This is a genomic window from Enterobacter cloacae complex sp. 2021EL-01169, from assembly GCF_020733125.1.
GTDB classification, from domain to species: domain Bacteria; phylum Pseudomonadota; class Gammaproteobacteria; order Enterobacterales; family Enterobacteriaceae; genus Enterobacter; species Enterobacter roggenkampii.
Window position 1 is genome coordinate 1 of sequence record NZ_JAJFTC010000020.1, and the last position, 26,136, is coordinate 26,136.

The following is a 26,136-nucleotide window of genomic DNA, read 5'->3' on the forward strand; positions in this document are numbered from 1 at the left end:
AAGCCACAAAGTCTCGTTTTGCCTCAACATACAAATCACTGCGAATACAGCCCATATCAGGAATATCTTGCATCCCTGCTGGTGTTAGTCCTCAGATACTGAAAAAACCGAGTTTTTACACAGCCTGTGCCAAAAGCAGACGCCACAAAAGCAGAATACATAAATCAATGAACTGGAGCCCGCCACTAACCAAAAATTTGACCCTGTCGATGATTTGTTTATAGTATTGCTCGGCCTCGAACTAATTTGGGTTCAGGCCTTATGTCTCTCAGTTGTTCCTGGCAACAGACAGGCAATACATACTAGTTATGGAGAATCTGACAACCGTTATGCGTATTACGCCACCCTGAGTTTTTCCTTCCTCCGTCGTACTGAGCGAACCTCAGAACGCACTCAATAACATCCCGTCTGCGGATGTGTTTTACCGTACATAAAAATGCTGCCCTCAGGGGCTGACTGTATCTAAAAACTGAGAAATTACTATGTTGCTGTCCTCGACGCGTAAGGACTGGCTGGGTAACGTCCGTGGTGACGTTCTGGCTGGTATTGTTGTCGCGCTCGCACTCATTCCAGAAGCGATCGCCTTTTCCATTATCGCCGGTGTCGATCCCCAGGTGGGCCTCTATTCGGCGTTCTGTATTCCTCTCGTTATGGCCTTCTTTGGCGGGCGTCCGGCGATGATTTCTTCATCCACCGGTGCAATGGCGCTGCTGATGGTGACGCTGGTGAAAGATCATGGCTTACAGTATTTACTGGCCGCTTCCATACTGACCGGGGTATTCCAGCTGATAGCCGGTTACCTGAAGCTCGGTGGATTGATGCGTTTTGTTTCACGCTCAGTGGTCACGGGATTCGTTAATGCGCTGGCAATACTGATTTTTATGGCGCAGTTGCCTGAACTGACCAACGTGACCTGGCATGTTTATGCCATGACTGCGGCAGGGCTGGGGATCATTTATCTCTTCCCCTATATCAACAAAACCATTCCTTCACCGCTTGTGTGCATCGTGGTGCTGACCGGCATTGCCATGTGGCTGCATCTGGATGTGCGAACCGTCGGCGATATGGGGAAACTTCCCGACAGCCTGCCGGTCTTCCTGCTCCCGGACGTGCCTTTAAATCTCCAGACGCTGCTCATCATACTGCCATATTCTGCGGGGCTTGCCGTGGTGGGGCTGCTTGAGTCGATGATGACCGCCACTATTGTGGATGACATGACCGATACGCCAAGCGACAAAAACAGGGAGTGCAAAGCTCAGGGCATCGCGAACATCTGCACATCCTTTATCGGAGGAATGGCAGGTTGCGCGATGATTGGGCAATCCGTTATCAACGTAAAATCCGGTGGCCGCGGACGACTTTCAACCCTCACAGCGGGCGTGGTGCTGCTTTGCCTGATTGTGTTCCTGCGCGACTGGGTATCCCAAATCCCGATGGCAGCGCTGGTCGCGGTGATGATTATGGTTTCCATCGGGACATTCTCCTGGCGCTCCATAGCCAACCTGCGGACACACCCCCTTTCAACCAGCGTGGTCATGCTTGCCACCGTCGCGGTTGTGGTGGCAACACATAATCTGGCCTTCGGTGTGCTGACCGGTGTACTGATTGCTTCGCTCAACTTTGCCACTAAAGTATCCCGGTTCATGCGTGTAACCTCAGTTCTGGAGGGGACGAGCCGGACGTATACCGTCACCGGCCAGGTATTCTTTGCATCAGCAGACCGCTTTACGAGCCACTTTGATTTCCGTGAAGCGATTGAGAATGTGGTGATAGACGTTTCGCATGCCCATTTCTGGGACATCACGTCCGTCAGCGCACTGGATAAAGTGGTCATCAAGTTCCGAAGAGAGGGCACCGGGGTTGAGATACGTGGGATGAATGAAGCCACCCGCACCATTGTTGACCGGTTTGGTGTTCAAGATAAACCCGAAGAAGTCGAAAAACTGATGGGCGGTCATTAACAGACCGGAGGGAAAACTATGAATAATACTGTTACAGCCTGTGTGGACGGTTCACTTTCAACGCGGTCAGTGTGTGAATATGCGGCGTGGGCAGCCCGCACTTTGCAATCACAGCTCGCACTGTTGCACGTTATCGAAAAAGACAGCACCCCGGTAGTGTCAGACCTGACCGGCACTCTCGGCATAGACAGTCAGCAATTGCTGACCGATGAGCTGGTAGAAATTGAAGGGCAACGTAATCGCCTGCTGATGGCCCAGGGGAAAGCAATACTGGAAAGTTGTGCTGAACTGCTTCAAAAACAGGGAAGCCCGGATGTGCTTTTGATGCAAAAACACGGTACACCGGATGAAGTTCTGGCAGAGCTGAGCGACCTTCGTCTCATGGTGCTGGGGCGTCGGGGTAGCCAGCATCCGGTAGGCTCTCATCTGGAAAGCGTTATTCGTCTGCAAAAGAAACCCCTGCTGGTTGTTCCGGAGAACTACTCAGTGCCTTCCAGAGTCATGCTGGCTTATGATGGCAGTGAAGAAAGCAGGAGAAACCTGGAACGTCTGACGATGAGTCCCTTACTCAGGGGGCTGGAGTGCCACCTTGTCATGGTAAACGGTAAGAAGGAAGAGCTGCTGACCGCACAGCAAATTTTACGTGACGCGGGTATAGAAAACAGCACAACACATCTTACCGGGCAATCAGTCGGGGATGCGCTTATTCGTTACGCCGAGGAAAATGCTGTCGATCTGATAGTGATGGGGGCCTACGGTCATTCCAGGTTGCGGCAGTTCTTTATCGGTAGTCATACCTCCGAAATGCTGCAAAAGACGCAGCAACCGCTTCTGATCCTCCGTTAGCACTGATTTTTTAAATAAAAAAGGGCGAGTTCTCTCGCCCTTCGTCACTAGGATACGGATAAATATCATGAATGTCCGTTTCTCGCTCTTAGCGGACATTAGCATAGGCTATTTACCATAACGCCGCATTACGCGTACCGCTCAGACGGCCTGAGCGCGTTTCTGACGTGTCCCCGTTAAAAACAGTAACAAACCACCCGAAAATGCACGCCAGAAACGCTACGTAAGAATCTATCCTATGACTGGATATGCACTCAACTGAATAACGCCTGGTTTCAGTCCATTTTATCGGGATCAGCCTTCTTTCTGGGTAATTTAGGGGGCTTCACTTGCTGATTACTTTGCGTGCGGCGCGTGAGCCAAGGATGGTCAGCTTTAGGTTTTACGTAGAATTTTGAGCGTAAATCAAAACGGGCATTATCCACACGTTCATGGACACTTTTTTCATCATCCAGTGGTATAGGCTCCGGGCCATCAACATATTTTTCCCATCCCAACGCTTTCCCATCATACAGAACCTTAATTTCACCGTTAAAGCTTTCGCATACCGTGACAACCGAATGCCGAAGTCGATATCCCCGGCCTTCACTGCGAATCTGAAACGCACTGCTTTTGTACTGGAAAGTGAGATTTTTGGAGAGAACGCGCTTCGCCTGGAGGCTGAAGATATAACCCAGTTCCTCTTCAGAATGGTGTACATCAAGATGGGCGTTATCAGCAATACGAGGCGGCGTAGCAAACCGGTTGTTATAGGCTTCAATAAAGGTCGGCAACCATGCGTTTGCTGTTTCAATATCACTGATACCCTGAAGCCGCATTTCTTTGACCAGCCTGTCCTGCAGTGTCTGATTGGCACGCTCTACCCGCCCTTTTGCCTGCGGGCTGTTGGCATGGATTGGCTCGATGCCCAGTGTCTTTATCGCACGTGTGAACTGAGTCAACTCTCCTTCCCGCTCCGGGTTATTTACTCTGAATATACTGTGTCTGTCAGAATAGAGAGCCAGTGGTACGCCATGATCATTAAGGTAACCCCGGAGGGTTTCCATGTAAGCCCGGGTTGTTTCTGCAGGAGCGAATCGTAGCGCCATCAGAGCGCTGGTAGCATCATCGATAAAGACTATCAGTGTGCATTTGGGGCCCCGACCTTCAAACCAGTCATGAGGCGAGCCATCAATCTGGATGAGTTCACCGTAGGATGGGCGCCGCATCCGGCGCTGATAAATTCGGGCAAACTTACGACGACGTTCGCGCCATATGCCCTCCTCTACCATCCACTTCCTGAGAGTTTCAATGGATAAACACAAGCCGTGTATCTCGCGCAATTTTTCGCACGCAAGCGTAGGTCCAAAATCAGCGTAGCGGCCTTTGAGGAGTGAAATTACTGTTGCTCTGAATTCGGTAGAAAAGGAATTATTGGGACGCTTTCCACGTCGGCGGGAAACTAGACCAGAAGGCCCTTCATTTCTATACCGTTGCACCAGACGTTTAACCTGCCGAATAGAAATGCCAATGCGTGCCGCAGCTTGTTCCTGAGTAATATGGCGATTAAGTGACTCCTGAATAATGTGAAGTCGGTCGAGTTCCTTATGACTCATCGTAACAGTCTCTTTGATCATGAAAAATCCCCCAGAGAATTGTCTGGGGACATTTTAGAATGGTTCAAAGGGGACATTACAGCTTGGTGTTAACAGGACCCATACATCTCCTTGCCTTGCGGCATCTAAGAGGCTATCCTGATGTTGTCTAGGCATACAGGTGGCCTCGTGGGTGTACTGACCCCAAAAAGTTGGACAGATTAACCGAGGCATCAGAGAAAGAGTCCATTGAATACATGGGCTCTTTTTTGTTTCCAGCTAACGCTAAATAGAGTATTCCGTACTCGAATTATCCATCCCGCCGTTTCTTTCCTTTCGCCTTACAGTCTCATCAATAACTGTTCGTCATCTTCTTTCGTGAAGCGTTTCTACTGAATTAACATTAGACGGACCATCCGATTCTCGCTCCCGGCGCTTTGAGCGTAATAGTCTTCGCGTTCTATTGAGGGAGTTTAAGAAATAATGTCCGTTGCTGAGTTTGTGATGGTTTGAAACCATGGTGAATGTAGAAATTTTTAGCTTCTTCGGTGAGTGCATGAACCATGATTGCACGTACACCAATATTCTCGGCAACCCGATAGCAACGAAGCACTGCATCATGAAGTAAATCAGCGCCAAGCCCTTTTCCGCGGAAAGAGAGATCGACAGCAAGACGGGCAAGTATAATAACAGGGATGGGATCGGGCATGTTACGCCGAAGATTGCCTGTCGCTTCTGTATGGTTGACGCTCCCGGTGGCCAGAGAGTAAAAACCGGCTACTTGTTTCGTGTCTTTTTTACACACTACAAACGTTCTGGCCGATCCGAGAGCCTGGTTTTTGAGGCCTTTCTGCTTTAACCAGTCATCCAGAACAGTTTCACCGCAAACGAATTCCGCCACCTGATGAAAGCTGGATAAAGGTTCTGGAACTGTTACACGTCCCACTGAGGTTTCCTTGCCAGCAGTTTATCTATGGCAGGATCATCTGCAACAGGGGCATCAAGCATGTCGATGAATTCGGCATATTGTTCATCGTTAAAATTAAAGACCCGGCGATCGAGGATCACGTTCTCAGCGGCCTGACAGGCCATTTCCAGGATGAAGTCTGTTCGTGATTTGTGAAGAATTTCCGCAGCAGCATCAATGAGCGCCCGCTGTGATTCCTTTGCTCTAAGATTAAGTTGAACATCTGATTTCATGAGACACCTCTGTATAGCATTTGCTTTACAAAGATAGCATAATATTCATGTATAGCAAACGTTATACAATTATTTATCTTCTTTGGTATGCGAAGTTCTGAAGTTCACTTTGCGCTAAAAGCAGCGTTAGACAAAGGAAAGAGCTTAATCCATCCAACACATTAGTCCTACAAACATGATGGCTCGCAACGATTACTTAGCCGCTCTCAACAACTCCCCAACCAGACAGATTGAAGGTTGAAAGAAAAAAACATTTCCATTATTCTAGAAATATAGAATCATTGATTGTGAGAACGAGTATGGAACTTATCAGTGCGTCGACGGTGCTGAAAGAACTTGGGCATGCTACAAGGCTAGGGATTTACAAAAAATTGGTCAAAGCAGGGCCTCAGGGCCTGCCCGTGGGCGATCTACAGAAGCAACTTGAGATCCCAGCATCGACACTGAGTCATCATATTTCATCCCTGATATCAGTATCGCTGGTTCGTCAGGAACGTCAGGGAAGAACTCTGTATTGCCATGCCTGCTATGAAAAACTTAGTGCGCTGATTGCCTTTCTGACGGAAGAATGTTGCACAGGCGCAGATGGACTGCACAATACCAATAACGACGTCGGAGAATAATATGCCCACTGAACTTAAGAATGTTGATGCAGGCCTGTTCGATACCTCCATCACAGAGGCAAAATTCCACGTACCTGCAATTCCCCACCCTCCCCGTATCCTGATGCTGTATGGCTCTGTACGTGAACGCTCATACAGTCGACTGGCAACAGAGGAAGCAGCAAGGTTGCTGACTGCCATGGGCGCAGAGGTGCGGATCTTCAATCCATCTGGCTTGCCTCTTCCTGACGATGCACCTGAAACGCATCCTAAAGTTATGGAACTGCGCGAGCTGGTTCGTTGGTCCGAAGGGATGGTTTGGTGTTCACCTGAACGCCATGGTGCGATGACCGGCATCATGAAGGCCCAGATTGACTGGATACCACTTTCGGAAGGCGCTGTTCGCCCTTCTCAGGGTAAGACGCTGGCCGTTATGCAGGTCTGCGGTGGCTCTCAGTCTTTCAATGCCGTAAACCAGATGCGTATTCTTGGCCGATGGATGCGGATGATCACCATCCCGAATCAGTCCTCTGTGGCAAAAGCCTGGCAGGAGTTTGATGAAGATGAACGAATGAAACCGTCGTCTTATTACGACCGCATCGTAGATGTAATGGAAGAACTGGTGAAATTTACTCTGCTGACCCGAGGTAACTCAGCCTATCTCGTTAATCGCTACAGCGAACGAAAAGAGTCGGCAGAAGAACTTTCCCGGCGAGTTAATCAGAGCAAAATTTGAGGGCTGGTATGAGTGATGTAACGGCATTCAACAACTGCATGAGCGTGTTCTGGCGGCAACATGAAGCCGAACTCGCTCGATTTCTGACATCGAAGACAGGCGATAGCGAAAAAGCAGCAGATCTTCTGCAAGAGCTATTCCTGCGTGCCCGCGCTCATTCAGACAGTTTTTGTGAGATGGAGAATCCACGAGCCTGGCTGTACCGGGCTGCGAGGAACCTGCTGATTGATGAGTACCGCACCGCCAGGGATTTCGTTGAGCTGGAAGAAGATGCCCCATTAACTGACGCATCCCCTGAGGCAATCTCAACGCTGGGTATTTGCCTGCCTGAAACATTACAGGCATTACCTGAGGATGAGCGGTGGTTGATTGAAGAATCCGACCTTAACCGGCGTCCCCAGCAGTCTCTGGCCGATGAACTGGGAATCACGCTTACGGCGTTTAAATCTCGACTACTTCGGGCCAGAAAGCACCTGAAAGAAGCGATGACAGAACTTTGCCAAATTGAGGCGGATGACACTTCTTCCGTCTGCTGCCACAAAAAAATGAATTAATCGCGCATCTTTTTCCCACCATCTTCGTTTACCTCAGTGTAAAGCCAATCGACTAAACACTGAGGTAAACAGTCCATGTCAAATATTGAGATCTTTGAAGCAGCAGGCTGCTGCGCAACCAGTAGCGTTGTGGTCAGCGACGAAGCCATCAAATGGAACGCCAGCGCCGAATGGGCGAAAAAAAATGGCGTTGATATTCAGCGCTACAGCCTTGCAAAGAACCCGCAACAGTTCCTGAATACGCCTGTCATTAAAGAGTTTCTGAACACATCAGGGATGGAGTCCCTTCCTGTCACCTTGCTCGACGGCAAGCTAGTGATGGCAGGCAAACTGCCAACTCGTGAAGATATCGCCCGTTGGGCAGGTATTCCGCTTACTCAGGACTGGAGTGAAGGCAGCACGCAACCACGCTGCTGCAGCATTCCACGCATGCCTTAATTCCAGAGGAGCTATTACTGATGAATATTCCATTTTTAAAAGACATTCCCCCGTTCATCTTCTTCACTGGCAAAGGTGGTGTGGGTAAAACATCCCTGGCATGTGCTACTGCGGTATGGCTGGCCGATCAGGGTAAGAGAACGCTTCTGGTGAGTACCGATCCGGCTTCCAATGTCGGCCAGGTATTTAGCCAGACTATCGGCCACCGAATCACAGATATCAGTACCGTAGAAAATCTTGCCGCTATGGAAGTTGATCCGATGGCTGCAGCACAGGCTTATCGTGACCGCGTGCTCGACCCGGTTCGCGGGCTGATGCCAGCCGATGTGGTCAGCAGTATTGAAGAGCAGCTCTCCGGCTCATGCACCACAGAAATCGCTGCGTTTGATGAGTTTACTGGTCTGCTGACCAATCATGAGCTGCGGGAAAAATATGACCATATCGTATTTGATACCGCGCCAACCGGTCACACCATCCGCATGCTTGAATTGCCGGGAGCCTGGAGCGGTTATCTCGAAGCGAACCCTGATGCCGCTGCAAACCTTGGACCTCTGGTAGGGCTTGAGAAACAACAGCACCAGTACTCCGATGCGGTTAAAGCGCTGTCCGACGCAGCTCTCACACGCTTAGTGCTGGTTGCCCGAGCTCAGGCTTCAACGCTGAAAGAGGTTTCTCATACGCACGATGAGCTTTCTGCTATTGGTTTGCAGCATCAACACCTTGCCATCAATGGTGTGCTGCCGCCGTTTGCTGGTGAGGATGACCCACTGGCGCAAAGTATTCTGGTTCGGGAAGAAAAAGCATTACAGGCAATGCCTGATAATCTGGCTAATCTTCCCCGCTCGCAGCTGTATCTGAAGCCATTTAACCTGGTCGGCCTGGAAGCCCTGCGGGAGCTATTTACCCAGAGCAAAGCCGCACCGGCTCTCCCTGATACCACGTTGAATGTTCTGGATTTACCGAAACTGTCTTCACTGGTTGATGAACTGAGCCAAACTGGCAATGGGCTGGTCATGACGATGGGTAAAGGCGGTGTAGGTAAAACGACCATTGCAGCGTCAGTCGCGGTATCGCTGGCGAAACGTGGTCATAAGGTCCACCTGACTACATCCGATCCGGCAGCACATCTGTCTTACACACTGGATGGCTCGCTGCCCAATCTTCAGGTCAGCCGTATCGACCCGAAGGTAGAGACAGAACGTTATCGCCGCTTTGTCCTGGAAAATCAGGGCAAAGGATTAGATGCAGAAGGGCTGGCGGTGCTTGAGGAAGACCTCCGCTCACCATGCACTGAAGAGATCGCCGTCTTCCAGGCATTCTCTCGGATCATCAAAGAAGCAGACGACCATTTTGTCATTATGGATACAGCCCCAACAGGTCACACGCTTCTGCTACTGGATGCAACAGGAGCCTATCACCGGGAAATGGTGCGCCAGATGGGGCAAACGCATGACAATTTGTTGACACCAATGATGCTATTGCAGGACCCGGAGAAGACGAAGGTGATTATCGTGACGCTTGCCGAAACGACACCTGTACTGGAAGCAGCAAACCTGCAGCAGGATTTGCGTCGTGCTGAAATTGAACCATGGGCATGGGTAATCAATAGCAGTCTGGCTGCTGCGAAACCGTCCTCACCGTTCCTCGTAACCCGAGCCAGTCGCGAACTGCCTCTGATAAATGACGTTACAGAGCAGTTTGCAGAGCGTATTGCATTAACACCGCTGCAGAATGAAGAACCAGTGGGTGCAGCTCTGCTGGCAAAAATGGCAGGCTAAAAGATGGGGCTGCGGCCCCATTTCCTGCAGTCAAACTTTTACTTATACAGGCTATAAGTTTAAGTATTTAACCTTCTGTCGCGAATTCCGGTAGCTTGTAAAGCATCATTACTGGAGTAACACGATGCACATTATTAATGCTGAAGAACAGCACATTACCGCGATACGCAATATCTATGCTCACCATGTTCTGCATGGTACAGGTAGCTTCGAAACCGAACCTCCGGATACGCAGGAAATGCTTAACCGACTGAGGAGCATTCAGTCTCGGGGATTTCCTTGGTATGTCGCTCTGCATGGCGATACGGTCATCGGCTACTGTTATATTTCCCGTTACCGCGAACGCCATGCCTATCGGTTTACAGTTGAAAATTCGATATATATTGATCCGACTTATCAGCGCCAGGGCGTCGGAAAAGCACTGCTCAATCATGCATTAAAATGGGCCGAGTCCCAGGGATATCGTCAGATGATTGCTGTCGTAGGTGACAGCGCTAACGTCGCTTCTGTTGCGCTTCATATCCGCACAGGATTTACTGAAATAGGCACATTAAAAGACATTGGTTTCAAACATGGCCGCTGGCTTGACACGGTTTTGCTGCAAATGAAACTTGGTGAAGGGAATCGTACTCTGCCAGAAGATTCAGATCTTATGCTCTGAGGCAGGAATAAGGGGGCGTCTGCCCCCTTTATCTTTATTTCAATCGCTTACCTGTTTCATCAACGACTTTCTCGCCGTCTTCCTTAGCAAATGCGCCTTTTTGCGCATCCGGAAGAATATCCAGCACCACTTCGGAAGGGCGGCAAAGGCGCGTTCCCAGCGGTGTCACCACAATCGGACGGTTAATCAGGATCGGATACTGAAGCATAAAATCGATTAACTCACCGTCAGTAAACTTATCTTCAGCAAGCCCCAGTTCTTCATAAGGCTCGACGTTTTTGCGCAGCAAAGCCCGGACTGAAATGCCCATATCTGCAATGAGTTTGACCAGCTCATCGCGTGAAGGTGGATTTTCAAGGTAATGAATAACGGTCGGTTCATTACCACTGTTGCGGATCATCTCCAGCGTATTACGCGACGTGCCGCAGGCCGGGTTGTGATAAATGGTGATGTTGCTCATATCAGTATCTCATTACAAAGTGAAAGAGAGACGTAACGCCAGCGCTGCCAGCGTTACAAACAGCACAGGCAGAGTCATGACGATCCCGGTGCGGAAATAGTATCCCCAGGTGATGGTCATATTCTTCTGTGAAAGGACATGCAGCCAGAGCAGCGTTGCCAGGCTACCTATAGGTGTAATTTTCGGGCCCAGATCGCAGCCAATCACGTTGGCGTAGATCATCGCCTCTTTAATAACGCCAGTTGCAGTGCTTCCATCGATAGAAAGAGCGCCAACCAGCACGGTAGGCATGTTGTTCATGATGGAAGACAGGAAAGCCGTCAGGAAGCCAGTACCCAGCGTCGCAGCCCAGAGTCCTTTATCCGCCAGTACGTTCAGCACTCCTGAAAGGTATTCGGTTAGCCCGGCGTTGCGCAGACCGTAGACCACCAGGTACATCCCCAATGAGAAGATGACGATTTGCCAGGGTGCGCCACGCAGCACTTTGCCGGTGTTAATGGCATGGCCTCGTTTAGCTACCGCAAACAGGATCACAGCACCAACAGCCGCAATCGCACTAACGGGAATCCCGAGCGGCTCGAGGACGAAAAAACCTACCAACAGAAGAATCAAAACTATCCAGCCGGTGCGGAACGTAGCAGGATCTTTTATTGCTTTTGTCGGAGCTTTCAGGAGCGCCAGGTCGTAAGTCGGTGGAATATCCTTGCGGAAGAACAGATGCAGCATCGCCAGCGTGGCGATAATAGCGGCAATATCAACCGGAACCATCACCGACGCATATTCGGTGAATCCCAGACCAAAAAAGTCCGCCGAGACTATATTCACCAGGTTCGACACGATAAGCGGCAGGCTGGCCGTATCGGCAATAAAACCGGCTGCCATGACAAATGCCAGTGTCGTACCTTTGCTGAACCCTAATGCCAGCAGCATGGCGATGACTATCGGCGTCAGAATAAGTGCCGCACCATCGTTGGCAAACAGTGCCGCCACCGCCGCACCGAGCAGAACGATATACGTAAAGAGCAAACGTCCACGACCGTTACCCCATCGGGAAACGTGCAGCGCTGCCCATTCGAAAAAGCCGGATTCATCAAGCAGCAGGCTGATAATAATTACGGCAATAAAGGTCGCCGTAGCGTTCCAGACGATATTCCACACCACCGGAATATCCCCCACATGCACAACGCCAGATATCAGAGCCAGTCCCGCGCCCAGCATTGCACTCCAGCCGATCCCTAATCCCTTTGGTTGCCAGATAACCAAAACAATGGTCAGGACAAAAATAGCGCCTGCCAGTAACATAAAACCTCCTGACAGGGCGACTTTGCCGCCCTGTATATGCAAAAAAATTAACTCATCAACTCTCTGAGCTTTTCAATACCAGCTGGCTCTGACGTCAGCACCGGAACAAGCGCTATACGGTTAGCGTACTGATTCTTAACAGCCTCAATCTGAGGCTGTTCCTGACGAGCACGCTGGCAAAGCAACGGAGAACGCGTATCCGCAATGGAAAGGCTGTTATTGATAATCCAGCCCCACGGATGAATCCCCGCTCTTTCAAGGTCAGCCTGCAGGTTTGCCGCTTCCAGCACCGGTGTGGTTTCAGGAAGCGTAACCAGCAGAACTTTGGTTCTATCCGGATCCTGAAGCTGCATCATTGGGGTAGTAAAATGACCTTTACTCCCCATTTTTTTGGCAATCTCTCGGTGGTAAGCCCCGGTCGCATCCAGCAGCAACAGCGTATGTCCCGTAGGGGCAGTATCCATGACCACAAACCGTTTACCCGCTTCACGAATCACCCTGGAAAAGGCCTGAAACACGGCTATTTCTTCAGTACAGGGAGAGCGTAAATCCTCTTCCAGTAGCCGTTTCCCTGCTTCGTCCAGATCTCTTCCCTTCGTCTCAAGAACATGCTGGCGATAGCGTTCGGTTTCATCGTGAGGGTTGATGCGGCTGACCTGCAGGTTTTTGAGGCTGCCGTTCAGCGTTGTACTCAGGTGCGCAGCAGGATCAGAGGTCGTAAGATGCACGTCAAATCCCATGTCTGCCAGCCTGACGGCTATAGCCGCAGCCATCGTGGTTTTCCCTACACCACCTTTTCCCATCAGCATAATCAGGCCGTGTTCACTGCGAGCGATATCATCGACCAGGCCAGAGAGTGATAAGTTTTCAGGCGTGTACAGGATGTTCGTTACCGGGAGTGGTAATGTCTCAGAACGGGTATCCAGCAGTCCCTTCAATGCTGAAACACCAACCATATTGACTGGCTGTAGTAATAGGGTATCTGTCGGCAACTCAGATAACCCGGAAGGAAGATTTGCCAGCGCCTCCTGCTCTCGTTGCCATATCGCAGCGGCCAGGGCGTCATGTTCAGCTTCGGCTTTAGGCAGCACACGATTAATGACGAGATACTGATTTTTAAGGCCAATGGCTGACAGTTCTTCATGAGTGCGGGCAACTTCCTGCAATGTGGATTTTTGCAATCGCGCGACCAGCACCAGGCGAGTACGTTCAGGATCGGATAATGCCTCAACTGCATGAGCATATTGCTCGCGTTGCTTTTCCAGCCCGGCCATTGGGCCAAGACAGGAAGCACCATCCGGGTTACTTTCGATGAAGCTGCTCCAGGCTCCGGGAAGCTGAAGAAGGCGAATAGTGTGGCCCGTTGGGGCAGTATCAAAAATGATGTGATCGAAGCGGGTCAGCAGAGAAGCGTCTGTCAATAAGCCGGTGAACTCATCAAACGCCGCAATCTCAGTGGTACAGGCTCCTGAAAGCTGTTCACTGATGCTGTTAACAACGTCATCAGGCAAAAGACCTTTAATAGGGTCAACGATTCTGGCGCGGTATTGCTGGGCGGCGTCCTGCGGATCAATCTCCAGTGCGGAAAGTCCATGAACTGCTGTCACAGGGCGAATCGTGTTACCGATAGCCTGATCGAATACCTGACCGACATTGGAGGCTGGGTCGGTACTGACAAGCAAAACCCGCTTACCCTGTTCGGCAAGGCGAATAGCCGTCGCGCAGGAAATGGAAGTTTTTCCTACACCTCCCTTGCCAGTAAAAAACAGGTAAGGCGGGATATTCTGTAAGAATTTCATATGTCCTCCTGACATACTCAGCAACAGGAAGTATTACCACCACAGCAACTGATGGGAGCTAGCCCTACCTTCTCCAGCGGAATACCGAACCAGCGAGCCAGCTCGGCGCGTTTTGGGTATCGCCCTGCCATCACCGTTTCACCGTCCAACAGCAGTAACGGAAGCCCTTCTGCACCAGATGCTTCGAGGAATGCTTTCGCTTTCTCATTCTGAACAAAACTCATGGGCTGCTGCGCCAGGTTGTAACGTTCAACCTGTACGCCACGTCCTTTCAGCCACTGCACATCAGCAGAAAAATCAACCAGAACCTGATCGACATCTGAGCCACATACGCCGGTACTGCAGCACATTGCCGGGTCAAACACCGTTAACGTTTTCATTCTGAATACCTCACATTCGAAAAATCACATATATTAAGGCAAATTTTTTAGATACAAACAGCCTTACCGCTGCCAGAGCAGTTTGCTGATGCCAGCTTACGGGCGATGGCTTGCACGTCGTCCTGTTGGCTTAACCAGGCCAGCTCAATTACTTGAGCAGCCCAGGAAGGAATTTGCGGAGAAAGGCGGTAATGAACCCACTTGCCCTGTTTGCGATCCAGCAATAGTCCACTTTCCCGGAGCATTGCCAGATGGCGGGAGATCTTGGGCTGAGACTGTTCCAATGCAGTGCAGAGATCACACACGCACAGCTCCCCCATCTCCCTGAGCAGCAACACGATACCCAAACGGGTTTCATCGGAGAGGTATTTGAAGAGTTGTAGGGTAGTTAGTTTCATCAGTACTCCTTCTCATTTGGTAACAGGATACGCTCTGGGAATTTAAAATCAATAACACATGTGGAAAATCAGATGTATTGATGGCCGGTGACGCAATGGTCACGAATACCAGACGCTTTCTTTAACTCAATTAGCCTTAAACGCAAGAACTCAGAGCATACAAATCACTCATATTTAAACGCTTTCTTTAAAGCTGCATCAACTAAAAATCGGCTGATTAAATGCGCAATGGATGGAATTTCAGACGGTATTCAACTGGGCTGAGACCGTTAAATTTAAGGCTGATTCGCCGGGTGTTGTAGTACCGAATGTAATCCTCAATAGCATCCTTAAGTTCATCTATATCCTTAAATTTACCGAGGTAAAAGCATTCTGATTTTAAAGTCCCGAAAAAGCATTCTGCACAGGCGTTATCCAGGCAGTTACCTTTGCGGGACATACTTTGCGTGACGCCAAAATCGCGGAGCTGATACTGGTACCATCGATGACGGTACTGCCAGCCCTGATCTGAATGAAGAACTGGCTTGCTGTTTGGATCCATTCTGGCAAATGCCTTAATCAACATCTCATCAATCATCGGCATGGTTGGGCGTTCTGAAATACTGTAGGAAATAACTTCGTTATTGAAGAGGTCGATGATGGGAGAAAGATAGAGTTTCCGGCCATTTACAGCGAATTCAGTGACATCGGTGACCCATTTTTCATTGGGCCGGCTGGCTTTGAAGTTTCGTTGCAGGATATTGTCAGCAGCGCGCCCATGTTCACCCCGCCATGAACTGTAACGCTTAACTCTTATCGCAGCTTTGAGACGAAGCACATTCATCAGACGTTGAACCACTTTGTGGTTCAACGCTCCTCCCTCTCTTCTGAGCGCCAGTGCTATCCGCCGATAACCATAGCGGCCCTGGTTCTCATCATAGATCTCTTTGATTCTGCATTTCACTTCATCGTATTTTCCCGGAGAGCGGAGTGCTTTCAGGTGATAGTAAAACGTACTCCTGGGTATCTGAGCTATCTGCAAAAGCTGCTCGAACGAATAGTGCTGCCTCAGTTCGTCGATAATTCTGACCTTATCCCTTATCGAACTAAGGCTTTCAACTTTTTTAAATAAAGTATCCGTAATTCCAGGCGGCGGACTTTTTGTTCAAGGTCCTGAATACGTTTATCTTTCGAACGCTCCAGTGCTGCCTCAAGCGCAACAGGATCATCAATCATATGAAGTGCCCTTTTTTTGCCAATACGGAGAGAACGAAGCCCTTCCTCTCCATGTTCGCTGAAGACCTTCATCCACTTCCCAACAGAGGCCGAACCCGCGACGTTAAATTTCGCTGCAGCCTGCGTCTGGGAAATCTGCCCCGTCAGTACAGCCTTTACGGCTTCGACTCTGATATCGGGAGCGATTGATACGCCCTTATCCCTGGGCTTCAGACCTTCTTCTCCATAAGCATCATAGGCTGCAACCCATATTCTTACCTGGGTTCTGGGAACGTTAAAGCGAGCTGAAGTTAAACGATAGCCTTCATCGGTAGCGAAATAGTGCATAACCACTTCGAGGCGCTGTTGAAAGGTGTACTTACGTCTGGACATGGGACTCTCCAATTTGAGAGTCCAACTAAATGGGTGCAGTGCATGGGTTAATGAAAATTAACTACGGGGCTTTCTGCTTTCTGCCACACAACACGGCAACAAACCACCTTCACGTCATGAGGCAAAAAGCCTCAAGCGCCATCGCCATTATATCCCGTTGTCGATCATCTGCCCAGGAATAACAGGCTGAAAACTGTATAAATCCTCAACGTTTTTCAGCGTCATCCAGTTCCCGAATATCCCAGAGCCTCACGAATTTCAGCGGCTCGCTGTTCGCTTCCGGCGGCCACGCCGGCGTTATAGACAAGGCTGATCATCGACTGCACTGTTTCCCAGTCATCCCGCTCCAGCCGGGCATCAAGACGGTACAGGATCTTCCCGCTTTCAGCATGCCGGAACACGGTACCCGTTTCTTTTTTGTCGAACCTTCGGCTGATAATGCTCAATATCCCTCCCGGTTATCCGTACCTTCTGACCACTCGCGGATCTGGTCTTCGAGCGCCTCAAGATGCCTGTCTATACTCTCAGCCAGCTGCTCGCTTTCGGTTTCCAGCCAGCCACTGAGTCCGTCCCACTCGCAGCTCATCTCTTTCAGCTTTGCCGACATGGTACGGAGCTTGTTACGCTGGCTGCGGGCGACTTTCAGCTCCGTCTTGCAGGGGTTATTTCTCATTCTGCCCCCTGCAGGTACCGCAACTTGTTCGGTACCTGCCAGCGCTCAGCAGTACGGACAGATTCCGGAGTCTCCCGCACGATAAACGGGATTTCGTACATCACTGCATACAGTGGCTCACCGCTGATGCGAAGCCAGTCAAGTTCCTTCAGCGACGTGAACCGCGACTGCCAGCGCCAGAACGGTCCGGCAAGCTCTGCCGCGTCAAACTCGTCGCTCCACCGGGTGTACCAGGTGCAGACGGTTTCCGGTGACTGAAAATTCAGGTCGATTTTCGCCTGCTCCAGCAGGTTCTGGCGCAGTTTCCAGCGCTGTTCGTACTCACGAGACTGGCGGCGCATCTGACGCGTGGTCTTAATGCCGGACCTGTGCAGTCGTCGACCCGTGCGGGTGTGCATGACCTCAGGAAACAGTTCGGCCTGTACGTCAATTGTGAGCGGCAGCGGGCAGGCTTCGCCACTGGTGGCGATCATCGTGTTAAGCGCCTCCTCGACCTGTTTCAGGTTCGAATGACGGTTATTTGGCACCCAGTGCAGACCAGGTATTTTATTGGCCACCGTGGCGTTGAGACGTCCGCTGCCCGTGAGAAGACGCAGAAAGGTACGCACATACGGCATGGCGGGCAGTCGTGCGCCGCGTTCGCGGGCAGACTCAACATGGCTGATAGCCTGTATTGCAGCCTGACGGGCTGGCTTCAGGGAAACGAGCGCGTGTGAGGACGGGATCATGCTGTCACCTCTCCGCTCATCAGGTTCACCACGGTGCGGGCAGTGCAGTTAAAGCGGCGCATACCTGCCAGCTGCGCGATCAGCGGGTTTATCCGGTCAGGCTGGAGCGTGTCGCTCTGGTAAAGGGTACACACCACTTCCCCGCCGGAGGAGAGCAGCACCAGAAGCCAGTACGGTGAGACTTCGCCGGGGCTGCACACGCACAGATGCCAGTCATCACTGCCGTCCGCGCTGAAGCGGCACTGGACGGGGAAGAAGCCGCCGAACTCGCTGCGGTATTCGGCGCAGACGCGCCATCCTTCTGGTGTGGACAGGAGGCCGGTCACGGTATCGCTGAGAGCGCGGCGCGCGTCCTCGCCCTGCTGACGGATAAACTCCAGGTCGGAGGCGGTCAGTTTGTTGATTTGGTTCAGGTCATATTGCATAGTCATGTCTGTTCCCGCCGCCCGAAGGCGGCGGCCTCCGGTATTAAGCAGCGTGGTCAGTGGTGTGAGCGTCGGTTTCGGTGGCTTCTTCAGCCTCAGCGGCTGGTGATGTGCGCACCATCCAGTCAGGCAGCCAGCCCTGAGCATTCAGATCCTGCTCGGCGGCCTTCGCCGCATCGCGGCGCTTGAGCTTCACAATCTCTCCAGCGCGGGCACTGAGTCCGGCTTCTTCGTAGGCTTTGCCAATCTGGGGGATGGTGAGCTTGCCGAAGTAGCTCTCAGCATCCGGCTGCCACCATTTGCGCAGGTCAAAGTCCAGCGCCGCTTCCAGCCCGTCCAGTTCGCTTTTCTGCGTATGGTTGTACATACGTTCCTGAATACCGTTGATACCGTGCGCTGCACAGAATCCCAGCAGGGTGTTCACCTGCTCCGCTGACCATGAAAGCAGCCAGGTGAAATCGAGATGCCAGTTTTCGGGCAGCGTTGCCTGAAGCGCCCCTTTCTGCGCTTTGAGCGCCATCAGCGCCTTCCCTTCTTCACCGGATGGAGCCAGTGATGCAAGGTGATACTGATTCGAGGACACGGAGGCTTTCAGCGGTTCATTGCGCTTGGCATAGGTGCGGTCAAAGAGCGCAAGACACAGCGTCCACGTCAGGAGCGCCACCGATACGTCGGGGCGACCCGCCAGTTCCGCCTGAACGGCAAGAGTGCGCTCTGCAGACATGGCCTTAACCAGCGTTGCCGGATAGGCGTCAGCGGGAATGTCAGGCGTGGTGTGTCTGATCACATTGCTTTCACGTTCCTGACGCGCCTGTTCTTCTTCTGCCCGGTCTTCGTCGGTCAGCTTGCGGATACCAGGCTGAACCTGAAAATTGCTACCGTCCCATGACACCCAGATTCCGTGCGCGGCGCGAAATTCCGGCGTGGCTTCGCGGTACTGCGCCTCGCAGTAAATGTCATCGATATCCTGCTGAAGCTCGTATTCGTCATCGTAGCTTTCAGTCGCTTCCATTTGTTCTTCCAGCTCACTGACGCGCTTCTGTTCTTCTTCCGTCAGGACAGCTTTCGGCATGGAAAAACGGTACAGTTCACCGTCCTCACCGCTGAAGCTGAGTTCCGTCATACGGAACTCAGCCCAGCCCCAGCCCTGCTCCTGCTTAATACGGGCGGCGAGCACGGTGAGCTTGCCAGCCAGCAGTGATTTCACCAGCGCCGCATCGGCAAAGGTGCTGTCTTTATCGCTGAACAGATCGGCGGTCAGCGTACCGCCAGCGGCGGTATAGGCTTCTTCGCCCACATACTCAAACATAGGGTGACTGATGGCCATTTTGTCGTTAGTCACCATTTTGCGCAGGGTCTGTACCGCTGGATCGCGCCACTGTCCAACAGCCTCTTTCCAGACCTGCTCCTGACGCTCATGGGTATCAGCAAGTGTCAGGACTTCACACTGCTCAAGGGAGATTTCATCCCGCGCCAGCGCATCCAGCAGGGAGGGGGCAAGATTCGCCAGCTTCAGGCAGCGCTGAACGTGGCGCGGGTGATAGCCCATCAGCGCGCCGATCTGAGAGGCCGTTTTACCTTCCTGCTGAAGGGTACGAAAACCGATAATCTGCTCGGCGGGATGCATGTTTTTACGTCGACCGTTCTCGATCATCGAGGCCGCCACAGCCATCTCAACGGGCAGGACTTTCACCGGAACAAACGGCGTGTCTGCATCGAGCACACCGCGCATCACCAGAATGCCTGTGCCTCTGCGGCGACCTTCCCCGCCGACAATGCCGATCATACCGTCCGGCAGTTCTGCACCGATCAGGTTCTGGAGGATGCCCATTGCCTGAATACTGTCTGCCATCTCTTCCACTTCCTGATCGGTATGCGGAATGATGCGCGTGTTTAAGTCAGTGTGTGACAGGCGGGAGTACGGGAAGATTTGCACGGGCGTATCAGCGAGCAACTGGACGAGCTTCTGCTCGGTAGACTGCGCGATTTTTTCCGCAGATTTTGTCTGACGGGTGGTCTTAGCTGGTTTTTTTGCCGTAGTATTGGTGGCGACCATGATTTTTACCTCTCAGTGATAGTTGTGGTTAGCCGTGGCCGGATTGCCCTCCGGTCACGGCACTCGGTTAACCGGTAATGCGTTTCGGGTGTGCTGCCAGTGCTGCAAAGGACGGATAGCCATCAAGAACCTGCATCATGATTTTTGCCCCTTCCAGCATCGCTTTATCCGTTACGCTGCCGCTGTTTTCACACACGTTGATCGTTGCCACGATCCCCGATTTCACATCTGAAAAACGCTCATACATGCGGTTGCTGAACAGGACACGTTTCCCTCCTGCCATCACCTGCCAGTTGTTGCAGTCGTTAAAGCGGGTGTCCACGTTGTCAAACTCGACCACGTGGGTGTCGCTGGCCTGAATGCGCAGCAGCTTCACGATTTCAGTGCTCTGCCCGACCTTACGGGTCGCCGGACGGGTGTTAAGGTTCTGCATGTTTCCTCCTTCTCTGGGTTAAGGCCGGACATCCGGCCTCCGGTTAAAGCTGCACGTATTGCAGGTTGCGTTTCAGTTCAAAAAGAAAATCCGGTTCAAACGACCAGGCGCGCCAGTTAAGCGTTCCGTTGGTGCGGATCTCCACCTGAACGTCTCCGTATCGGGACACATCGGACAGGGTGACGGTGACACCCGCTTTCAGCGAAGTGGCCTGAGCCACCCACTCCCGTGCGACAGAAACAGGGTTTTGTTCTTCCCCCATCTTCCTGGAAGATTCGGGAGCGGCGGTTTTGACGTTGACGTTTCGTGTGTGCATCCTGGTTTTCTCCTGTGGTGATGGTTGTCCATCTCCCTGGTGAGTTCTCTCGCGGCAAAGGGCAAAGGAGCAACGGCGAAGGGAGGAAGGAAAGGGGCGGAGACAAAAGTTTTTGCGGCACGCAAAGAGTTTTGGCGGAGTGCATTTCACCCCTTGGATGACGACCCGACGGTGCTACGACAAGCCCTCCGCGTGAGGACGCACGGGGGATGGCTTCACCGGGGGAACAGGATGCACACACCCGACACGTCGGAACGGCGTGGCGACCTTATAGCGACGGCATCAGCCGGCGCGGTGAAGGCGTTCCGGACGGCACGGCCGGAGAAGCCGCAGCCTTTGACCTTAGCCATCAGACCCTAGCGTCAGCCCGAAACCCGGAGGGGTTCGGCGGAGCCCGGCGGGTGCGCAGCAGCCGCCCTGGCGGAGTGGGGCTCGACGACCGGACAGCAACGCTGGCCGGGAGCCGAAGGGGGCCAGAAGTAGGATTCAGGTGTTTTCAAAGGATTTGCTGATCGGGTTTCAGAGCCGACAACCACGCCACGCCACGCCACGCCACGCCACGCCACGCCACGCCACGCCACGCCACGCCACGCCACGCAGGACCGTATCCGTGACAATTTGCCCTCACAATGCCTTTCATCTGCATCTCCCCGGGCTTACACCAGGGCGGGAGGGGGCAGCGCCGCAGGCGCTGGCCTTGCCGTCCGTCAGCCCGAAGGGATGACAGGGTTTTCGCGCGCGAACAGGCGGCGCCTATGCCCCGCCCGGATTATTTATTGTCCGTCGCCCTGACCGCCCTGGAGAATGAAGTGGCCGCAAAGATAGACGGCGCACTGGCGGGTAGCCGATTCGCAGATCTCTTCCAGCACTTTCGCCGTGGTTACGGGGTTGAGTCCGGATTCGCGACGTCGCTCGTTGATGAGCGTTTTATACTGGCGCAGGATGCTGCGGGTTTCCGGTGACAGTTGCAAGGTGTTCTCCTTTTGTTCTGTTTCCGGAGGCAATGCCTCCGGTTTCTCTGTCAGGCATCGAGCGCCGCGCGCAGGCGCATCATGACGTCGTTTTCTTCTTTCAGGGTTTCTTCAGCTGATCCGCCGCCATCCTCCGCGCATACTGCGATACGTTGCATCTCCCGTCCTGCAAGCTGCATGACTAAGGCCAGCGATTTCGCGGGAATAGTCACGGTTCGCTTCTCGCGTCGCTCATCGAGCATGGTTTCGACAATCGCCCGTATCTGGCCGATATCCGCGCCACTTTCAAGGCATGAACTTAGCCGACGCAGGACTTCATCCAGTTCCTCATCGGTTAAATCCCAGTCAAGGCAGACGCAACGAATGTCATTTCGATTCCAGCAGGCGAAAACGTATTTCTCGCCATCGAGGTCGGAATGTCTGAACATTTCAAGGGCAATTTCTCTTGCTGTACCAATCATGTTTTTCTCCTTTTATCGGGCGGCATCACCGCCCGTGGTCAGTCAGTCAAGGGCACGCCAGATGGTGGCGCTTTCCGGATGGGTGTCAGCAAATGCCATAAGCTGCTCATAGCGACGGCAGAAGTGGCGGCACAGTTCTTCATGGTCATGGTTGCTGTGGTGCCAGCTCCGGTGATTCAGTACCAGCGCCGTGAGGATGATCCCCGCCACTTCCCCGCTGACAGTCTCCTCAAACCAGTTGTCCGGATTGCACAGGGTCAGGCTCTCCACGTCAGGCGCCATATATCCGCCGCCTTCCGGCAGCCGGTAAAACTGCCAGAATCCCCCCTGATACTCAGGGCAGTAACGCTGGGCGTAGGCGTACACGGATGCCTCGGACGTCATAAAATCGCCGCCAAACAAATCAGGCAGGAAAGTCAGGCGCTGCGCACCCTCAAGACGAACAGCATCACAGGTCACGGTCTGGTTCATAGATCCTCCACGGTTAACATATTCTCGGTTCCGGCATCGCCGTGACGACACGACAAACCGGCGAAAAGCGGAGGACACAGGGGCGACGCCGCAAGCCGCAGCGCAAAGCCTTCACGGGCTGAATGCACCGTGAAGGGTGCGAACGGGTGAGGACGGAGGCGTAAGCGAACCCTTGTGGCCGATGCGGCCGGGCTACAGTGAAGTCACGGCGCATGCCGTCACCGCACGGAGCTTCAGAGGAGTTTCATTGTCCCGACGTGGCCCGGAGGGCAGCGGCGGATAAAAGCGAAAGGCACTGACATCCTTTTCGCAGTGGATGGCCACCGGTTGCCGGGGCGTTACCCCGGCTCTCTCCCTTACGCGGCCAGCGTCTCCTGTAATGCGTGAACGTCCTTCAGCTCATTCCTGACGGATTCAGGCTCCTGCCGCCCGGCTTCCCAGGCCATACCGATCCGGTTTTCCAGCTCGCATTCATAGTTACGCAGGACGCGGGACAGGAGTACCGCCGGAACACTCACCTGACGGTTTGCCACTTCCCACTGACGGGCCAGGAGATCGCTGACAGTCAGATTATTTACCCCCTCCTGGCGGTATTGCGTCATTTTCATTTCGCCGATCGCCTTCATCAGATTCCGGATTTCAGCCCCGTCCGGTTCTGGCTGGGCTTCACGGCAGGCCACGCTAATCCCCTCTTCCGTCCAGACCAGCAGGACCAGGGGTTCGTCAAACGTGAACATGTTTTTAAGCTGTACACAAAGTTCTTCGCGGGTTCCGTACATCGTTTGTTCTCTCTTGTAAGGGGTTACAGGCCGGGCATCAGCCCGGCAGGGTCAGTCAGTCCTGAAAGGTTTCGTCCAGCACCAGGGCTTCGCGGTAGGCTTCAAGAAGCAGGGTGTTGATCCGGCGCAGAGTCTGCGCAGCCATACGTTCGGTAAGCGTTGCCGCGTCGTGCCGGTGCTGCGATTCGAGGCGGTTCAGCAGCATCCGCACGTCACACATGGCATTGCTGAGCGCGGCCACGTCCGCGCGCAGGTGTTCAAGGCCCGGGTAGTTCATGCCGCCTCCGGCCAGTCGGGGTAAAACGCGCCGTCATTGGCCGCCGGCATCCTTCTTGCCCGTTCAACCTGTGCCAGACGTCGAACGCCGGCGGCGTGGTACTGCTCAAGCATCTCGATCCCGATATAGCGGCGGCTGGCTTCGGCGGCGGCCACGCAGGTGGAGCCGCTGCCGGCGAACGGGTCAAGGACAATAGCCCCCGGACGCGTGAGCGATTCAATCAGCGGCCGCAGGCTCTGCACCGGCTTCTCCGTCGGGTGATGTCGGTTGCCCGTGTATTTGTCCGGGATGGGACGGTCCGGGGTTTGCGGCCTTCCCTTCGCCAGCAGGTAGGCGCTCTCATGGGTGTAACCCACGAACGTCGATTTTGAGGCGTAGCTCTTGGCAAAGACGATATGGCCAACCACCCGGAAACCGGCCGTTTTCCACGCATTCAGAAACAGATCCGCGCGGTTCCAGGCATAGAAACTCACCATCAGGCTGTCATTTTTCAGCACGCGGTACATTTCATGACAGGCGGGCTGGAGCCATTCGGCAGAGTTGTCCCCGGCCAGGGTGCGGCCGGTACGGTCCTTATAGCCAACCAGGTACGGTGGATCGGTAAGAATAAAATCGACGGCACGTGCCGGAAAACGGGACATCACCTGCACGCAGTCACCCAGAATAAAACGGGACATAGACACACTCCTCTCTGATATGCGGCACCCTGTTGCGCCGTGCCGCCACAAAAACCCGGCGAAAAGCGGAGGGCGCAGGGGCGACGCCGCAAGCCGCAGCGCAAGCCTTTCACGGGCTGAATGCACCGTGAAACGTGCGAACGGGTGAGGACGGAGACAACGTGAACCCTTGCGACCACAGCAGCCGGGTTAGCGTGAAGGCACGGCGTTGAACACGCCGCCGGCTGGCGGCAATAAGGCGGAGGGAACCGACATCCTTCGGTACCGGTTCTGGTAGCTGATGAGTACGTGAGTGTATGGCAGAATGCACGCTGATAATGGATTCGCGCCGTTATCTGACATGTGTGCCTTTGATTTCAGGACGTCCCCGACCGGAGACGTCTTTTTTTTGATTCGGATATATGGCAGGTGAAAGTGCGAAGTGATTATGTGATTATCAGCGCCGAAAACATCTTAAGGGTTTTCACCTGTAACGAATTGCATGGCTTCAGGACACCCCCTCCCCGGATGGTGTCCTTTTTTTCAGCGCCCCTTCACGTGGTCGATAGCGAACTGCAGCGTGTCCCAGTTAAAACCGATGCCTGCATCGTGGCTGTGGTCGCCGATACGCATGGCTTCTGCAATTTCCTCCTCCGACAGACTGCTATCGAGCGACAGAAAATCATCTTCCAGCCAGAACGTCCCCATACACAGTGCATCCGGTGGGTACTGCTTCAGCCTGGCGATGAGCCCTGCTACCGTCACATCATCACGACATGCAGGACGCGGCGGCAGGACGCGATCGGCGATGTCGTTCCAGCACCAGTCATCGCACTCCGGTACGGGTTCCAGCAGGGTCTGTAATTCCACGCCCGGCAGCAGGGAGAGCTGCTCCAGAACCTCCCCCAGAGAAAGTCGCTCTCCGCTGGCATCTTCACTCCCCAGGTAATGGTGATTGATATAGACGGCAAACTCGCCGTTATCGGGTTCAATACAGGTCAGTCTGAACATGGTTGTGTCCTCAGCATCCGGCACCCTCTTGCGCCGTGCCGCCACAAAAACACGGCGTAAAGCGGAGGACGCCAGGGAGACGCCGAAGCCGCAGCGCAAGCCCTTCACGGGCTGAATGCACCGTGCAGGGCGCGAACGGGTGAGGACGGAGACAACGTGAACCCTTGCGACCGCAGCGGCCGGGTTAGCGTGAAGGCACGGCGGGTAATTTTTTACGGGAGATATAAAGCGGAGGAAAAATTTCACATTAAATTAAAATGTGATTTACATCACAAAACAATACATTATAATCGCCGAAAAATTAAGCGTTTAGTTTTGACGGCAGGGATGAGATGTCACTCTGCCGTTTTTTTCTGAAGTGTACGGGACCGGATTTAACGCGCAGGAGCTGCACCAATACGTCTCAGCGCATCCTCTACTTCACGCAGCCCAAAAATATCTTCCGGCGGCTGCTCTTTTCCGGACAGGCTACATACCGTAAAGACGGCATTTGATGCGGATAATCTCTCGCGGAACAACGCCTGCAGTGCCACAACGACCAGCGTACGTTCGTCTCCTGTCAGTTCTTCAAGCTGCATACTGTTTCCTTCAGGTTAATGTTCA

33 protein-coding genes are annotated in these 26,136 nt (G+C 53.0%); 8 read left to right on the forward strand and 25 right to left on the reverse strand.

Features of this window, described 5'->3' with window-relative positions; genetic code table 11:
- The first annotated feature begins 482 nt into the window (after positions 1–482).
- Together LLF79_RS24420 and LLF79_RS24425 are read left to right on the forward strand one after the other, a co-directional pair.
- Positions 483–1,961, forward strand: a complete 1,479-nt coding sequence (locus tag LLF79_RS24420) for a SulP family inorganic anion transporter (RefSeq protein WP_047365777.1) — start codon at positions 483–485, stop codon at positions 1,959–1,961.
- 18 nt (positions 1,962–1,979) lie between these two features.
- The gene (locus LLF79_RS24425) at positions 1,980–2,807 is read left to right on the forward strand and encodes a universal stress protein (RefSeq protein WP_047365775.1); all 828 of its coding nucleotides are present in this window, start codon (positions 1,980–1,982) and stop codon (positions 2,805–2,807) included.
- Positions 2,808–3,082: 275 nt separating this feature from the next.
- Here the strand turns inward: LLF79_RS24425 and LLF79_RS24430 are convergent, their stop codons facing one another.
- The 3 genes from LLF79_RS24430 to LLF79_RS24440 all read right to left on the reverse strand — a co-directional run bounded on the left by LLF79_RS24430 (position 3,083) and on the right by LLF79_RS24440 (position 5,581).
- Positions 3,083–4,423, reverse strand: a complete 1,341-nt coding sequence (locus LLF79_RS24430; protein ID WP_000589001.1) for an ISNCY family transposase — start codon at positions 4,421–4,423, stop codon at positions 3,083–3,085.
- Positions 4,424–4,841: 418 nt separating this feature from the next.
- Complete coding sequence (locus LLF79_RS24435) at positions 4,842–5,327, reverse strand: GNAT family N-acetyltransferase (RefSeq protein WP_013087172.1); 486 nt, start codon at positions 5,325–5,327, stop codon at positions 4,842–4,844.
- A complete protein-coding gene (locus LLF79_RS24440; RefSeq protein WP_012540086.1) occupies positions 5,315–5,581 on the reverse strand; it encodes a DUF1778 domain-containing protein in 267 nt (88 codons plus the stop codon). The genes LLF79_RS24435 and LLF79_RS24440 overlap by 13 nt, the downstream gene beginning before the upstream one ends.
- Before the next feature lie 299 nt (positions 5,582–5,880).
- Here LLF79_RS24440 and LLF79_RS24445 point away from each other — a divergent pair, with 299 nt between their 5' ends.
- The 6 genes from LLF79_RS24445 (at position 5,881) to LLF79_RS24470 (ending at position 10,350) form a co-directional block, all read left to right on the forward strand.
- Entirely contained in the window at positions 5,881–6,204 is a 324-nt protein-coding gene (locus LLF79_RS24445; protein WP_013087171.1) for a helix-turn-helix transcriptional regulator, read from the forward strand.
- 1 nt (position 6,205) lies between these two features.
- Positions 6,206–6,919 (forward strand): arsenical resistance protein ArsH, encoded by a 714-nt coding sequence (gene arsH, locus LLF79_RS24450; protein ID WP_013087170.1) that lies wholly within the window; start codon positions 6,206–6,208, stop codon positions 6,917–6,919.
- Between the two features lie 8 nt (positions 6,920–6,927).
- Positions 6,928–7,473 carry a sigma-70 family RNA polymerase sigma factor gene (locus LLF79_RS24455; RefSeq protein ID WP_013087169.1) on the forward strand — a complete coding sequence of 182 codons (546 nt, stop codon included), beginning with the start codon at positions 6,928–6,930 and terminating at the stop codon, positions 7,471–7,473.
- A 75-nt stretch (positions 7,474–7,548) separates the two neighbouring features.
- Positions 7,549–7,911, forward strand: coding sequence for an arsenic metallochaperone ArsD family protein (locus LLF79_RS24460; protein WP_013087168.1), 363 nt, complete (start codon positions 7,549–7,551; stop codon positions 7,909–7,911).
- A gap of 20 nt (positions 7,912–7,931) precedes the next feature.
- On the forward strand, positions 7,932–9,689 hold the full coding sequence (gene arsA, locus LLF79_RS24465) for an arsenical pump-driving ATPase (protein WP_013087167.1): 1,758 nt from the start codon (positions 7,932–7,934) through the stop codon (positions 9,687–9,689).
- Positions 9,690–9,813: 124 nt separating this feature from the next.
- Positions 9,814–10,350: a GNAT family N-acetyltransferase gene (locus LLF79_RS24470; protein ID WP_013087166.1), complete on the forward strand. Its 537-nt coding sequence runs from the start codon at positions 9,814–9,816 to the stop codon at positions 10,348–10,350.
- A 34-nt stretch (positions 10,351–10,384) separates the two neighbouring features.
- Here the strand turns inward: LLF79_RS24470 and arsC are convergent, their stop codons facing one another.
- From arsC to LLF79_RS24580, 22 genes are all read right to left on the reverse strand, one after another.
- On the reverse strand, positions 10,385–10,810 hold the full coding sequence (gene arsC, locus LLF79_RS24475; RefSeq protein ID WP_013087165.1) for a glutaredoxin-dependent arsenate reductase: 426 nt from the start codon (positions 10,808–10,810) through the stop codon (positions 10,385–10,387).
- A gap of 12 nt (positions 10,811–10,822) precedes the next feature.
- Positions 10,823–12,112, reverse strand: coding sequence for an arsenite efflux transporter membrane subunit ArsB (gene arsB, locus LLF79_RS24480; RefSeq protein WP_012540054.1), 1,290 nt, complete (start codon positions 12,110–12,112; stop codon positions 10,823–10,825).
- 47 nt (positions 12,113–12,159) lie between these two features.
- Positions 12,160–13,911 (reverse strand): arsenite efflux transporter ATPase subunit ArsA, encoded by a 1,752-nt coding sequence (gene arsA, locus LLF79_RS24485; RefSeq protein WP_013087164.1) that lies wholly within the window; start codon positions 13,909–13,911, stop codon positions 12,160–12,162.
- 17 nt (positions 13,912–13,928) lie between these two features.
- Positions 13,929–14,291, reverse strand: coding sequence for an arsenite efflux transporter metallochaperone ArsD (gene arsD / locus LLF79_RS24490; RefSeq protein ID WP_012540111.1), 363 nt, complete (start codon positions 14,289–14,291; stop codon positions 13,929–13,931).
- 47 nt (positions 14,292–14,338) lie between these two features.
- Positions 14,339–14,689 (reverse strand): As(III)-sensing metalloregulatory transcriptional repressor ArsR, encoded by a 351-nt coding sequence (arsR, locus tag LLF79_RS24495; RefSeq protein ID WP_012540252.1) that lies wholly within the window; start codon positions 14,687–14,689, stop codon positions 14,339–14,341.
- Positions 14,690–14,906: 217 nt separating this feature from the next.
- A protein-coding gene (locus LLF79_RS24500; RefSeq protein WP_102780076.1) for an IS3 family transposase occupies positions 14,907–16,276 on the reverse strand; the annotation gives its coding sequence in 2 pieces (ribosomal slippage) (positions 14,907–15,787 and positions 15,787–16,276; 1,371 coding nt in all).
- Between the two features lie 221 nt (positions 16,277–16,497).
- Positions 16,498–16,722 (reverse strand): hypothetical protein, encoded by a 225-nt coding sequence (locus LLF79_RS24505; RefSeq protein ID WP_013087160.1) that lies wholly within the window; start codon positions 16,720–16,722, stop codon positions 16,498–16,500.
- Positions 16,719–16,949 carry a hypothetical protein gene (locus tag LLF79_RS24510; protein ID WP_013087159.1) on the reverse strand — a complete coding sequence of 77 codons (231 nt, stop codon included), beginning with the start codon at positions 16,947–16,949 and terminating at the stop codon, positions 16,719–16,721. Before LLF79_RS24510 ends, LLF79_RS24505 begins: the two co-directional genes overlap by 4 nt.
- Positions 16,946–17,677, reverse strand: a complete 732-nt coding sequence (locus tag LLF79_RS24515; RefSeq protein WP_013087158.1) for a plasmid SOS inhibition protein A — start codon at positions 17,675–17,677, stop codon at positions 16,946–16,948. The genes LLF79_RS24510 and LLF79_RS24515 overlap by 4 nt, the downstream gene beginning before the upstream one ends.
- Entirely contained in the window at positions 17,674–18,108 is a 435-nt protein-coding gene (psiB, locus tag LLF79_RS24520) for a conjugation system SOS inhibitor PsiB (RefSeq protein ID WP_045341775.1), read from the reverse strand. Before psiB ends, LLF79_RS24515 begins: the two co-directional genes overlap by 4 nt.
- Positions 18,109–18,145: 37 nt before the next feature.
- A complete protein-coding gene (locus tag LLF79_RS24525; protein WP_227880543.1) occupies positions 18,146–20,158 on the reverse strand; it encodes a ParB/RepB/Spo0J family partition protein in 2,013 nt (670 codons plus the stop codon).
- 67 nt (positions 20,159–20,225) lie between these two features.
- A complete protein-coding gene (locus tag LLF79_RS24530) occupies positions 20,226–20,591 on the reverse strand; it encodes a hypothetical protein (RefSeq protein ID WP_063409763.1) in 366 nt (121 codons plus the stop codon).
- Positions 20,592–20,634: 43 nt separating this feature from the next.
- Positions 20,635–20,907 carry a hypothetical protein gene (locus tag LLF79_RS24535; protein WP_059310827.1) on the reverse strand — a complete coding sequence of 91 codons (273 nt, stop codon included), beginning with the start codon at positions 20,905–20,907 and terminating at the stop codon, positions 20,635–20,637.
- Positions 20,908–21,403: 496 nt separating this feature from the next.
- Complete coding sequence (locus tag LLF79_RS24540) at positions 21,404–21,547, reverse strand: hypothetical protein (RefSeq protein ID WP_227880547.1); 144 nt, start codon at positions 21,545–21,547, stop codon at positions 21,404–21,406.
- Positions 21,548–21,680: 133 nt separating this feature from the next.
- Entirely contained in the window at positions 21,681–21,878 is a 198-nt protein-coding gene (locus tag LLF79_RS24545; RefSeq protein WP_063409764.1) for a hypothetical protein, read from the reverse strand.
- Between the two features lie 50 nt (positions 21,879–21,928).
- Entirely contained in the window at positions 21,929–22,339 is a 411-nt protein-coding gene (locus LLF79_RS24550; RefSeq protein WP_013087149.1) for a DUF1380 family protein, read from the reverse strand.
- 42 nt (positions 22,340–22,381) lie between these two features.
- Entirely contained in the window at positions 22,382–22,810 is a 429-nt protein-coding gene (locus tag LLF79_RS24555) for an antirestriction protein (RefSeq protein WP_013087148.1), read from the reverse strand.
- Between the two features lie 356 nt (positions 22,811–23,166).
- A complete protein-coding gene (locus tag LLF79_RS24560) occupies positions 23,167–23,589 on the reverse strand; it encodes a DUF1380 family protein (RefSeq protein WP_013087145.1) in 423 nt (140 codons plus the stop codon).
- A gap of 55 nt (positions 23,590–23,644) precedes the next feature.
- Positions 23,645–23,866 (reverse strand): hypothetical protein, encoded by a 222-nt coding sequence (locus LLF79_RS24565; protein WP_013087144.1) that lies wholly within the window; start codon positions 23,864–23,866, stop codon positions 23,645–23,647.
- Positions 23,863–24,543 carry a DNA methylase gene (locus LLF79_RS24570; RefSeq protein ID WP_047365760.1) on the reverse strand — a complete coding sequence of 227 codons (681 nt, stop codon included), beginning with the start codon at positions 24,541–24,543 and terminating at the stop codon, positions 23,863–23,865. The genes LLF79_RS24565 and LLF79_RS24570 overlap by 4 nt, the downstream gene beginning before the upstream one ends.
- A gap of 522 nt (positions 24,544–25,065) precedes the next feature.
- Positions 25,066–25,533 carry a hypothetical protein gene (locus LLF79_RS24575; protein ID WP_013087142.1) on the reverse strand — a complete coding sequence of 156 codons (468 nt, stop codon included), beginning with the start codon at positions 25,531–25,533 and terminating at the stop codon, positions 25,066–25,068.
- Between the two features lie 374 nt (positions 25,534–25,907).
- A complete protein-coding gene (locus LLF79_RS24580) occupies positions 25,908–26,111 on the reverse strand; it encodes a hypothetical protein (RefSeq protein ID WP_013087140.1) in 204 nt (67 codons plus the stop codon).
- Positions 26,112–26,136: the final 25 nt, after the last annotated feature.

Bases quoted from the DNA above. Each gene is read 5' to 3' on its own strand.
- LLF79_RS24420 (WP_047365777.1), top strand. From the start codon at position 483: ATGTTGCTGTCCTCGACGCGTAAGGACTGGCTGGGTAACGTCCGTGGT.
- LLF79_RS24425 (WP_047365775.1), top strand. From the start codon at position 1,980: ATGAATAATACTGTTACAGCCTGTGTGGACGGTTCACTTTCAACGCGG.
- LLF79_RS24430 (WP_000589001.1), bottom strand. From the start codon at position 4,423: ATGATCAAAGAGACTGTTACGATGAGTCATAAGGAACTCGACCGACTT.
- LLF79_RS24440 (WP_012540086.1), bottom strand. From the start codon at position 5,581: ATGAAATCAGATGTTCAACTTAATCTTAGAGCAAAGGAATCACAGCGG.
- LLF79_RS24445 (WP_013087171.1), top strand. From the start codon at position 5,881: ATGGAACTTATCAGTGCGTCGACGGTGCTGAAAGAACTTGGGCATGCT.
- arsH (WP_013087170.1), top strand. From the start codon at position 6,206: ATGCCCACTGAACTTAAGAATGTTGATGCAGGCCTGTTCGATACCTCC.
- LLF79_RS24455 (WP_013087169.1), top strand. From the start codon at position 6,928: ATGAGTGATGTAACGGCATTCAACAACTGCATGAGCGTGTTCTGGCGG.
- LLF79_RS24460 (WP_013087168.1), top strand. From the start codon at position 7,549: ATGTCAAATATTGAGATCTTTGAAGCAGCAGGCTGCTGCGCAACCAGT.
- arsA (WP_013087167.1), top strand. From the start codon at position 7,932: ATGAATATTCCATTTTTAAAAGACATTCCCCCGTTCATCTTCTTCACT.
- LLF79_RS24470 (WP_013087166.1), top strand. From the start codon at position 9,814: ATGCACATTATTAATGCTGAAGAACAGCACATTACCGCGATACGCAAT.
- arsC (WP_013087165.1), bottom strand. From the start codon at position 10,810: ATGAGCAACATCACCATTTATCACAACCCGGCCTGCGGCACGTCGCGT.
- arsB (WP_012540054.1), bottom strand. From the start codon at position 12,112: ATGTTACTGGCAGGCGCTATTTTTGTCCTGACCATTGTTTTGGTTATC.
- arsA (WP_013087164.1), bottom strand. From the start codon at position 13,911: ATGAAATTCTTACAGAATATCCCGCCTTACCTGTTTTTTACTGGCAAG.
- arsD (WP_012540111.1), bottom strand. From the start codon at position 14,291: ATGAAAACGTTAACGGTGTTTGACCCGGCAATGTGCTGCAGTACCGGC.
- arsR (WP_012540252.1), bottom strand. From the start codon at position 14,689: ATGAAACTAACTACCCTACAACTCTTCAAATACCTCTCCGATGAAACC.
- LLF79_RS24510 (WP_013087159.1), bottom strand. From the start codon at position 16,949: ATGAGAAATAACCCCTGCAAGACGGAGCTGAAAGTCGCCCGCAGCCAG.
- LLF79_RS24515 (WP_013087158.1), bottom strand. From the start codon at position 17,677: ATGATCCCGTCCTCACACGCGCTCGTTTCCCTGAAGCCAGCCCGTCAG.
- psiB (WP_045341775.1), bottom strand. From the start codon at position 18,108: ATGACTATGCAATATGACCTGAACCAAATCAACAAACTGACCGCCTCC.
- LLF79_RS24525 (WP_227880543.1), bottom strand. From the start codon at position 20,158: ATGGTCGCCACCAATACTACGGCAAAAAAACCAGCTAAGACCACCCGT.
- LLF79_RS24530 (WP_063409763.1), bottom strand. From the start codon at position 20,591: ATGCAGAACCTTAACACCCGTCCGGCGACCCGTAAGGTCGGGCAGAGC.
- LLF79_RS24535 (WP_059310827.1), bottom strand. From the start codon at position 20,907: ATGCACACACGAAACGTCAACGTCAAAACCGCCGCTCCCGAATCTTCC.
- LLF79_RS24540 (WP_227880547.1), bottom strand. From the start codon at position 21,547: ATGAAAGGCATTGTGAGGGCAAATTGTCACGGATACGGTCCTGCGTGG.
- LLF79_RS24550 (WP_013087149.1), bottom strand. From the start codon at position 22,339: ATGATTGGTACAGCAAGAGAAATTGCCCTTGAAATGTTCAGACATTCC.
- LLF79_RS24555 (WP_013087148.1), bottom strand. From the start codon at position 22,810: ATGAACCAGACCGTGACCTGTGATGCTGTTCGTCTTGAGGGTGCGCAG.
- LLF79_RS24560 (WP_013087145.1), bottom strand. From the start codon at position 23,589: ATGTACGGAACCCGCGAAGAACTTTGTGTACAGCTTAAAAACATGTTC.
- LLF79_RS24565 (WP_013087144.1), bottom strand. From the start codon at position 23,866: ATGAACTACCCGGGCCTTGAACACCTGCGCGCGGACGTGGCCGCGCTC.
- LLF79_RS24570 (WP_047365760.1), bottom strand. From the start codon at position 24,543: ATGTCCCGTTTTATTCTGGGTGACTGCGTGCAGGTGATGTCCCGTTTT.
- LLF79_RS24575 (WP_013087142.1), bottom strand. From the start codon at position 25,533: ATGTTCAGACTGACCTGTATTGAACCCGATAACGGCGAGTTTGCCGTC.
- LLF79_RS24580 (WP_013087140.1), bottom strand. From the start codon at position 26,111: ATGCAGCTTGAAGAACTGACAGGAGACGAACGTACGCTGGTCGTTGTG.